Here is a 10993-nt window from a genome sequence, read left to right on the forward strand (position 1 = left end):
GCTTTTACAGTCATTTCTTTTTATGTATTATTTAGAAATATATAATAGTAATAGACTTGTTTCAAAACTACTTGACAAAATTATATATAAAAAAATTAGTAATAGTCAATTATAAAATAATGTCTTACATGTTTTATAACCTATTATTTTAGTATGTAAATATGCAGTCTTTCGCCTACCGACACCAAAGGTGGACTTCGTCGGCAGGCACAGCGAGGCGTACTTCGTATGGGTCACCACCGAGTAGGTGCCTATTCGGCAAAAGAAGTGGGGTTTTGCGTAAGCACGCAGAGCGGTGCACGACTGTGTGCTTCGCAGCAAAGCCCCAACTATAATTTAAAAATATTAAATTAAAAATTTATAAATTTAGTTTTGAAACAAGTCTAATATATATATTATTTTTTCTTTATATTTTTTGATTTATTTTTAATCCCGCCCTTTATATTTATTGTATTTTTTAGAGTTTATAGATATCATTTTTTTGTAGTCTTTTCTGTCATTATAAAACCCACCCAGAATTTTATTATATTTACAATCTATAAACCGCACGCAGAATGAAACTATAAATATAAATTAATTAATAATAACATGTAGGCTATATAATAAATTTTATTCACCGTGCGTTAAAGAGTTTGAAAATTTAATTTAAGCTTGGGCGGGTGCTATATATTCTAATTTAGTTTATAAGAAATGAGTAGTTAAAACTGCATATAAATTTATTAAGGAAAAAGGGCGGGCGTATGTAATAATAATAAAAAAAATAATTTTTTTTGTTTTTATGTATTGACAAAGATTTAAAATATGTTAGAATATACTAACAAATGTTAGAGAACATACATAAATTAGCTTTAGTCAACAACTTTGTATCCCTAAATTGATACAATATATTTTATAACCTTCATTTAATTAAACTGTATGCCCCCTATGATAAGTAGGGGGTAATATTTTTTTCTAAATTATAAAAATAGATATAGCAAATTATTTTTTATAATTTATAATATTTTATCAATAAAAAATAAAAATGGAGGATTAAAATATTATTATGAAAGCCATAACAACCATACTACTTCTTATTATGTCAAATACATTTATGACATTTGCTTGGTACGGACATTTAAAATTCAGTCAAATAAAAGGCTTTGAAAAACTATCACTCCCTATCATAATATTAATAAGCTGGGGAATAGCATTATTTGAATACTGTTTTCAGGTTCCGGCAAATAGAATAGGATTTTCTGGAAACGGCGGACCTTTTTCACTTATGCAGCTTAAAGTTATGCAGGAAGTTATAACTTTAACTATATTTACTATTTTTACGGTAGTATTTTTTAAAACAGAAACTTTAAGAATAAATCACTTTATAGGATTTTTATGTTTGATATTAGCAGTATTTTTTATATTTAAAAAGTAGTTAAAAAAAATAATTTTTTAAAAATAAAAGAGGACTTTTTTAAGCCCTCTTTATTATTTATTAATATAATAAATTTTATCTTATATTATGCTTTTTTACTCTAGCTTCTGCTATATGCTCATTTTCCCATTCTAATTGAATATTATTAATTCTCTGTCTTTTAATGGTATTTATATTAATAGAATTTAAATCAGCGATATTTGGTTTTTCTTCAGAAATTAATCTTATAACAGCAACACCATTATCCAATTTTATAACATCGCTTATTTGATTAGTCTGCATAGAGAATACATGCATATAGAAAGATTCACTTGAAGAGTCAGGTATAATAGTTCCTTCAGCAGTATTAAGTCTTCCTTGATTATAAGAGAAAGGCTCTGCTGGCTTATAATATTTTATATATCCGTTACCATTTAAAGCTGCTAGATTATTAATACCAGCAACTGCAGCTTTTAATACTTCTGCCTGTTTAGTTTTTTGGGCTTCTAAAAGAGTATTAATATTAGCATTTAAATACTCATTTCTTAATACATTTTGATTAACATCAGTGTATTTTTCAGGTATTCTAATATCATTAACTAATACAATATAGTAGTAGCCATTAGCATATATAGGCTGTAAAAGGTTGCTTCCTTTAGCAGTATTATTAGCAAAAATCTTATTAGCAAAATCTTCAGAAGGCATTTGCATTCTAGTAACATAACCTAATTTATAATTATTAGTATTAAGCCCTTTTTCTAAAGCACTTTTCTCAAATAATGTAATATCATCTTTTAGCGTTTTATATAAATTATCAGCAACCCCGCCACTTTCTAATATTATCCAAGAAATATCAGCCTGTGCAAAATTAGTTTTATTATCTGTAAAATATTTCTCTAAATCATTAGAAGCTATTTCATTTGCCTGTACTATTGCAGCAGCATCTATATAGACCATTTCTATATCTCTTTTAGTAAAATTTCTTTTATATTCTTTTTGAATATCAAGAGGATTTATTTTAATACTTGTAAAAAGCTCAGAATAAATTGTTTGTGCTAATATATCCTCTTTTAAATCTTTTTCTATTCTTAATTTATCAGACTGAGTGGAGTTTTTAATAAATGATTCATAAGCCATTTGATTATAAACACCATTAGTATCTATAAATTTGCTCTTCAATGCCTCAACTATAAAATTATCGCTCACATTAATATTTTTTCTAGCAATATCATTTAGTAAAATCGTAGAAACAGCTTGTCTAAATGCCAAATCTTCTATATAACCATACATTTCATTATTAATTTGCAAACCCATTTCCTTATAATAAGTTTCTATTTGATTAAAAGCTCTTCCATAAGGACTTGTACTAGTATAATATATAGGCGTACCATTAACTGATCCTATTGTAGGAGTTCTTTGACTTCCTCTTGTATCTACAACTAAAAAATAAACTATTAAAAGTATTGAAACAGCAGATACTCCTAGCCATTGTAAAGTTTTTATTACCGGACTTTTCTTTTTAGGTACAAATTTTTTATTAGATGACATTATATATATCCTTAATTCTTTATTAAAAAATGATTATAATTTAATAATTATATAAGAAGAGTTTAAAAAATTCAAGTTTTTATAAAATTAAATTTATGGTTATTATTGCTTTATAAAATTGATAAAAAATCTGATAACTTTATTGTATAAATAAAATTATCAGATATTATTTTATTATTAATAGTTAGGAGCTTTAGAAGTAATTTTTACATCATGAACATGACTTTCAGCTAAACCTTGATTTGTTATTCTTATAAACTCAGCTTTATCCTGAAGCATCTGTATATCTTTAGCACCTATATACCCCATTCCAGCACGAATACCGCCCACTATTTGGTATACAACATCAGCGACATGTCCTTTATACTCAGTAACGCCTTCAATTCCTTCAGGCACAAATTTTGATTTATTTATAACCTCACTTTGAAAATACCTGTCTTTGCTTCCATGTATCATAGCACCAACAGATCCCATTCCTCTGTAAGGCTTGTATTTTTTACCATCTATTATAATAACATCTCCCGGAGCTTCATAAGTAGAAGAGAATAATCCTCCAGCCATAACAGCATCAGCTCCTATAGCAAATGCTTTTACTATATCCCCAGAGTATTTTATTCCTCCGTCGGCAATAGCACCTACATTATGTTTTTTAGCAATTTCAGAAGCGTCATGTATAGCAGTAAGCTGCGGAACTCCAACACCAGCAATTATTCTTGTTGTGCAAATTGAACCTGCACCTATTCCTATTTTTATGGCATCCACTCCTGCATCAATTAATGCTTTAGCTCCATCTGCAGTAGCAATATTACCTGCTATTACTTCAACTTGTTTGTATTTATCTTTTATTTCTTTTATAGCAGTAAGTACATTTTTTGAATGTCCATGTGCTGTATCTATAACTATTATATCAACTTTTGCTTCTATAAGTTTTTCTATTCTTTCATATCTGTCTTCAGATATACCTATAGCAGCAGCAGCTATTAAAGAACCATCTTCTGCTAAAGTAGCTTTTTCTTTGTCTTCTATATCTTTAAAACTTTTTACTATTTCTACTTCTTTTGCCTGCTGTTCCAAAGGCATATTTTTATGTATGACTCCCAATCCTCCGCATAATGCCATTGCTATTGCCATTTTTGATTCTGTTACAGTGTCCATTGGAGAACTTATTAATGGGGTGTTCAATGTTAGTTTTTTTGTTAATTTTCTTCTTAAAACTACATCTTTTGGAAGAATGTCTGATTCTTTTGGTACTAATAATACATCATCAAAGGTTAATGCTTCTTTAATATTAATAGGCATAATTATTTTTCCTCTTTTTTAAATTTTAGATATGAATTTAGATACAAAATGTTTTAATAAAACATTCTATAACAAAAATACTTTAATTGCAATGATTTTTTTTATAGTTTATGATTATATTTTTCTATTTTTATAAATTTGTATAAAAGTGTATAAAATGTATGTTATAACTATTATGTAATGTAAAATTTTTAATATATTTCTATATTTTTAAGTAAAATATATTTACAAAAAATATTGTTTGTATTATACTATAATTGTAAAGAAAGTTTACTTGATAAGGAGGGTAAATTATGAATGCAGAAATAAAAGAAAATAATAATAATTTATTTGATTTATATAAGAACTATTTTAATCAGACAGATTTAACTTTAAATAATTTTAGTAAATTAAAAAAGAATGAACTTTTATCTTCTTTGATTAAAGAGGTAGAAGAAATTAATTCTAATAGGGGCAGCATTTCAGAAAAAGATTTTGAAAGTATTTATTATATTTTGATAAAACTTTCTATTATAGCTAGAATTGACTTGATTATGGTTATGAATTCTATAAAGAATAAAGATATGTCATTTAGAAATAGCTTAAAGTATTCTAAAGATGTTATAGATTTAAGTTTGAGAATTATAGTAAAATTATTGAATAAAATGGATAGTGAGGATCTTAATTTATATTTTAAAGAATATTCGCTAAATAATGATGATATTATATCCCATACTAATAGAGTATTCATTACAGTAGTAAGATTTATAAAGTATTATAATGACAGTATACATAATAATATAGTTATTGATATAAGAAAAAAATTTGGTAAAAAATATGCTTCTTATTATAGAAGTATTTTCAAAAAATTTAATATAAGTAAAAATGTATCTAAATTAGAGCATGTATATAAACATGGTTTAAGAGATATGTTATTTAATGAGATAATTAATATTTCTATAGCAGCATTTTGGCATGATATAGCAAATGTTTTTAATAATTATAATACAGATCATAATACAGATAAATGCTATTCTTATTTGAAGCATTTTATAAGATATAATGATGATATATCTTTGACAGTTGCTCTTCATAATGAGTATTACGGATATGGCAGCGGAGTATTTTTAAATTATTATAATACAGTAATAAATTCAAATGGAGATTATAATTTAGATTATGCTGTAAGTTTTGACTATAATGATACATTGAAATTTAACAGTGTGTCATATTTTCCATCTAAGGTTCTTGAGATAATAGATTTGTTTGACAGGGTTAATAGTTCTTCTAGCATTGATAATACATTGCTATTTATTAGAGAAAACTATTTAGATAGAGAGGTAAAAATAGACCCTATAATTTTTGATATATTTTCTTCTTTTGTATCTGATAACATAAAATTAATAGCTTAACTCGTTAAAAAGAAAAGAGAGAGAAAATAATTTCTCTCTCTCTTTTTTATTTTTGATACAATATAAATTCTAAAAATTAAAAGTTTTCAACACGAACTTCAAAGAATTTCTTAGCATGTTTACAAACAGGGCAAAGTTCAGGAGCTTCTTCACTTTCAACTATGAAACCGCAGTTTCTGCATTTCCATTGAACTTTAGTAGCTTTTTTGAAAACGCTTCCGCTTTTTACAGCTTCTCTTAATTTAGCATATCTTTCTCTATGTTCTTTTTCAACATCACCGATTAATTTCATAGAACGAGCTATTTCATCGAAACCTTCTTCAGTAGCTTCTTTAGCCATTCTTGGGTACATATTTTCATATTCTTCATTTTCGCCTTCCCAAGCAGATTGTAAGTTTTGAAGTGTATCGCCTATACCGTTAAGATATTTGAAGTGGATTTTAGCATGTTCTCTTTCATTTTCAGCTGTTTCAAGGAAAATAGCAGCTATTTGTTCATAACCTTCATTTCTTGCTACGCTAGCAAAATAAGTATATTTGTTTCTAGCCATAGATTCGCCGGCAAAAGCTTCATTTAAGTTCTTTTCTGTTTTTGTACCTTTTAAATCCTTCATTTTAATTCTCCTAAAAAGTGTATATAAATAATTAGTTTACACTATATTATTTAGCAAGTTTAATCCTTTCAGCAACATAATCCCAATTTACTAAATGATCAACAAAAGTAGTTAAGAAATCAGGTCTTCTGTTTTGATAATCTAAATAATAAGCATGTTCCCAAACATCGCAAGTTAAAACACCATGTACTTTATCAGCAACAGGGTTCATAGCATTAGCATATTTTCTAACTTCTAATTTACCATTATTCATAACAAGCCAAACCCAGCCTGAACCGAATTGAGTTTTACCGCCTGTAGTGAAAGCTTCTTTGAAAGCATCAAATGAACCGAAATCTGCTTCTATTTTTGATTTTACTTCAGCAGGTATAGCAGCATCTTTTTTAAGCATTTTGAAAAACTCTTCATGGTTATAAACTTGACCAGCATTATTAAATACTGCTTGTTTATCAGCATTGTTATGTGATAAAGTAATTAATTCTTCAATGCTTTTTCCTTGTAATGATGAATCCTTAGATACTAAATCGTTAAGAGTAGTTACATAAGTATTTAAGTGTTTTCCATGATGGAAATCCAATGTGTTGGAAGACATATATGGTGCTAAATCTTCCTTTCCGTAAGGTAATTTCATTAGATCAAACATATATTTTACTCCTTCATTTTTATTTTAGTAATAATAATAAACTATTTTAAATTAATGTCAAGCACTTATTAAATAAAAGAAAAACTTTATTAGTAAAAATTACTATTAATAATAAATAAAGGCATGCCAAAAATATGGCATGCCTTTAAATTATTTCTCAATTTTTTTATTAATTAGCAGTATCACCAGCAGTTTCTGTTTCTGTAGTAGTTGTTGTTTCTGCAGCGGCAGTATCTGAAGATTCAGTTTCAGAATCTTTGTAAACATCTCTTTTTTCTCTGCTTAATATTTCATCTTCTGTTTTACCGTAAGTAAATCCTAATTCATCATAATATTTAGAATATGTAGTTCTAAATCTATCAGAAGTAGTGTATAATACTTTATGGTATTTAGTTATCAATAATTTATATTTAGCAGTTTTAATATTTTCATCAGCTGTTTTTAAAGTAGTTAGATCCCAAAGATTATTGAACATTTCATTTAGGAAATAAACTTTACTTACATCGCTATTTTGATTGATAGTAGCTAAGTTATAGTTAACACCTGCTAAATAAGTATTTAACATAATCAAATTAGTAGTATTATTCTGACCTGCTTTTTCATTATTCAACGCATTCATTAAATGATATCTGCTTTTTGCATAATATCCGGCAGTACCTTTGAAAAGATTAAATATTCCGGCATATAGATTTAATTCATAATCAGCCTGAGCCAATTCATTAGTTTTTCCAAGTATTTCATAAATAGGTTTTACTTCATCATAAATTCTGAAAGATTTATCTAATTCATAAAGAGCTATATCCACATTATTATCATTAGCTATAGGATTAGCAACTAAATCGTAATAGTAAACAGCATTGTAGAACATTTCATTAGTGTCAATAAAATTAACATTAGTGTAACGTTCTAATATTTTGTTAGCTTTATAAAGAACTCTGAATAAATAATCTTCTCTTATCTTAGTAAGATTAGTTTGAAGAAGATTGTACTCTTTATCAAGAGCAGCATCATCAGTATTCCTTAAATCAACAAAAGAAGGTGCAAAAGCTGATACTTCATTTACAGTATTAGTATTTTCTGAAGCTCCTTGATTTTCATCTGTAGCAGCAGTTTGTTCTGTTGCAGCGGTATCTGTAGTTTCTGCTGCTGCTGTTTCATCCTGAGCGTATGCTGAACTTAACGCTAGAATCATTACGCTTAATACAAGAAATAGTTTTTTCATGTATAACTCCTATAAGTTTTTATTATAATTGTGTAACCACATATAAATGTTGCCTAAAGTTTTATAAAGCAGCATTTTAGGTTGAGTATTTGTATTCATTAGAATATTGACTGCTGAATCTAATTCATCAATAGTCCATACAATACTTTCATCTGAAATAGAACTAGGAAATATATAATCTCTATTTTCTATTCCAAGGTATTTATCTTCTAAAGACTTTTTAAGGATATTTATCATTTCTATAATAGCATCCGTAATCTCATATTCGCCTTCGCTCAAAAGGGAAGTTAAGGAGGCTATTTGAGGCGGAACATTATTTAATGCAGCGTCCATAAAAGATAATAATACTTTGTATATATTATCGCTTGTATTTGATTTTTTGTCAAGTACATATTTCACTGCTTTAGCAACACTTCCATAAGAATTTTCTAGTGCAAGGGCTGTTTTTTCCTCATTTAGCCTTAATCTCTTCATTAATATGGATCTTAAAGTATTTTCTGATAAGGGTGAAAATTTTAATTCCATCATTCTCGAACGAAGAGGCTTCATACCATCTTGAACCAATTTATTAGTATCTGAAGTTATTAGAATAAATATATTATTGTCCGAAGGTTCTTCTAAAGTTCTTAAAAATATGTTAGGAGCCCTCTTATCCATTAATTCTATACCTTCTATGATAATAATTCTTTTATTTGATATTCTCGGCTTTCTGTATGTTAATTCTATAATATTTCTTACCGTATCAAGAGGAATTACAGTATGTATTATATTATAATATATTTTTTTTAAGGCAGTGAAGAAATCTCCTTCTATTGAAAGTTTTTTCTTTCCGCCTTTATTTTTAGCTATATTCAAGGCTTCTTTTGATTTATTTCTAAATATTGAATCTATAAACTCGGCATTATCTGCATTTAACTCATTTAAAGTATAATTTGCAGCCAAATAATAAGGTTCTATAAGAGCATATCTTGAAGTTTCTTTTTTACTTCCAAGCATATATTCTTTAGGTTCGCTTACAGGATAATTGTCATAGCTGTCAAATAGCATAGATTCTGCTTTATACAGTATAGAACGGCATGAAGTATAAAAATTATTAAATAAATGGGGAAGTTTATATTCTAAATATTGATTAAAATAAAGCTCAGCATTTCTAAATCTTTCATCTGTAGCTGCTACTATAACATCCGGATGTTTATATTGATCTATCATTTTACAAGATTTACATTCATCGCAGTAGGTTCCATTTCCTCTCTCGCAGCAAATAGCTTTAGCATAGTTTAAAGCACTTTCAAATTTTCCAATTCCTTTATCTCCGTAAAAAAGATATGCATGATGTAGACGGCCGCTTTTGTATATTCCAGCCATTATTTTTAAAGGAGTTGTTTGTCCTAATACTTTAGCCAATATTAAACCTCTAATCATATATTTTTACGAATACATGTATAAAGCATAAATAAAATTATATCAACAATAATTTTTTGATTTTAAATTATAAGTATAATAATGACGATATTTTACTGTTATGTTTTAATTTTATGTAATTAATATAATAATATAATAAAATGAGGAATATCTTAATGGCTGCAAATGATGATATGATAAAAAAAGATTTAATAGAAGATGGAGGAAATTCTCTTGATAATAAAATTGTGGATATTTATGAAAGACTAGACAAGCTGGAAAAAGATTTAGAAAATATTTTTTCTAATGATAAAATATCAGAAAATGAAAAAAAACATATTATTAAAGAGATTTTACAAGATGAAGATTTATTAAAATTTGCAGTGGAAACTATAAATAAAGATAGTTCAAAATATGATGAACTTATAAATGAATTAAAAAAAGAATTGTATAATAATGTTGATGATAAGATAGATGAAAAAATAGATAAAAACAACATTAATTATAATAGTATAATGCTGGAGCAGAATCTCAAAAATTTTAAAGATTTTTCTAATTTGAGAAAGAGTCAGAAAGATTTAGAAAACTCTATCAATGAGAATAATACAAAATATGATGAAGTAATAAATAATATTAATAATATAAATGATAAATTAGAAACTCATTCAGAAGAGTACAAAAGAGAGATAGAAAGTTTAAATAATAAAATAAATGAATCAAAAGAAGAGCAAATTAAACTCTTAGAAGAAGAAAAAGAAAACTTAAATAATCTTAAAGAAGAATTATCTAATTGTATTACTGAAACTATAGATGAGAAGATAGAAAAAAATAATGCTAATTATAATAGTATAATGCTGGAGCAGAATCTAAAAAATTTTAAAGATTTTTCTAATTTGAGAAAGAATCAGAAAGATTTAGAAAACTCTATCAGTGAAAATAATACAAAATATGATGAAGTAATAAATAATATTAATAATATAAATGATAAATTAGAAACTCATTCAGAAGAGTACAAAAGAGAGATAGAAAGTTTAAATAATAAAATATATGAATCAAAAGAAGAGCAAATTAAACTCTTAGAAGAAGAAAAAGAAAATTTAAATAAAAATTATGAAAATTTATTAATTGATATTAAAGATATTAATGAAAAAGTAGATAGATATAAATCTCTATATGATGAAAAACTTTCTACAGCAGAAAATCAATTTAGTACATTAATGTTGGATCAGAATTTAAAAAATTATAATGAGATTGATAGTTTAAAGAAAGATCATTCAGATTTAAAAGATTTTGTAGAAAAAATAGATAATACATTAAGTATAAATAGTTTAAAATATGATGATTTAATAAATGATATTAATAATAAATTATCAGACAGTTCATTCAAACATAGAAAAGAGATAGAGAGTTTAAATACAAAATTAGAAGAATCTAAAGAAGAACAGACTAAATTCCTAGAGGAAGAGAAAAAAGAGTTAAATAATAT

Annotated in this window: 8 protein-coding genes and 1 pseudogene; 3 read left to right on the forward strand and 6 right to left on the reverse strand. The window is 26.3% G+C overall.

Annotation, left to right across the window (positions count from 1 at the left end; translation table 11 throughout):
- Positions 1-1042: 1042 nt before the first annotated feature.
- A complete protein-coding gene (locus tag A966_RS05900) occupies positions 1043-1411 on the forward strand; it encodes a DMT family protein (protein WP_008723538.1) in 369 nt (122 codons plus the stop codon).
- A 75-nt stretch (positions 1412-1486) separates the two neighbouring features.
- Here the strand turns inward: A966_RS05900 and A966_RS05905 are convergent, their stop codons facing one another.
- On the reverse strand, positions 1487-2938 hold the full coding sequence (locus tag A966_RS05905) for a SurA N-terminal domain-containing protein (protein WP_008723541.1): 1452 nt from the start codon (positions 2936-2938) through the stop codon (positions 1487-1489).
- Between the two features lie 177 nt (positions 2939-3115).
- Positions 3116-4237 (reverse strand): IMP dehydrogenase, encoded by a 1122-nt coding sequence (guaB, locus tag A966_RS05910; RefSeq protein ID WP_008723544.1) that lies wholly within the window; start codon positions 4235-4237, stop codon positions 3116-3118.
- A gap of 293 nt (positions 4238-4530) precedes the next feature.
- Between guaB and A966_RS05915 the strand changes: the two genes are divergently transcribed.
- The gene (locus tag A966_RS05915; protein ID WP_008723545.1) at positions 4531-5628 is read left to right on the forward strand and encodes a hypothetical protein; all 1098 of its coding nucleotides are present in this window, start codon (positions 4531-4533) and stop codon (positions 5626-5628) included.
- A gap of 76 nt (positions 5629-5704) precedes the next feature.
- On the opposite strand, the gene rbr is transcribed toward A966_RS05915, so the two are convergent.
- The 4 genes from rbr to A966_RS05935 all read right to left on the reverse strand — a co-directional run bounded on the left by rbr (position 5705) and on the right by A966_RS05935 (position 9510).
- Positions 5705-6241, reverse strand: a complete 537-nt coding sequence (gene rbr, locus A966_RS05920) for a rubrerythrin (protein WP_008723547.1) — start codon at positions 6239-6241, stop codon at positions 5705-5707.
- A 46-nt stretch (positions 6242-6287) separates the two neighbouring features.
- Positions 6288-6884, reverse strand: a complete 597-nt coding sequence (locus A966_RS05925; RefSeq protein ID WP_008723550.1) for a superoxide dismutase — start codon at positions 6882-6884, stop codon at positions 6288-6290.
- A 169-nt stretch (positions 6885-7053) separates the two neighbouring features.
- Positions 7054-8106: a lipase chaperone gene (locus A966_RS05930; RefSeq protein WP_008723552.1), complete on the reverse strand. Its 1053-nt coding sequence runs from the start codon at positions 8104-8106 to the stop codon at positions 7054-7056.
- A 9-nt stretch (positions 8107-8115) separates the two neighbouring features.
- Complete coding sequence (locus A966_RS05935; protein ID WP_039955693.1) at positions 8116-9510, reverse strand: hypothetical protein; 1395 nt, start codon at positions 9508-9510, stop codon at positions 8116-8118.
- A gap of 173 nt (positions 9511-9683) precedes the next feature.
- Between A966_RS05935 and A966_RS13575 the strand changes: the two are divergent.
- A pseudogene (locus A966_RS13575) lies at positions 9684-10993 on the forward strand (hypothetical protein); the annotation flags it as partial.

The organism is Brachyspira hampsonii 30446, from assembly GCF_000316195.1.
Taxonomy (GTDB): domain Bacteria; phylum Spirochaetota; class Brachyspiria; order Brachyspirales; family Brachyspiraceae; genus Brachyspira; species Brachyspira hampsonii_C.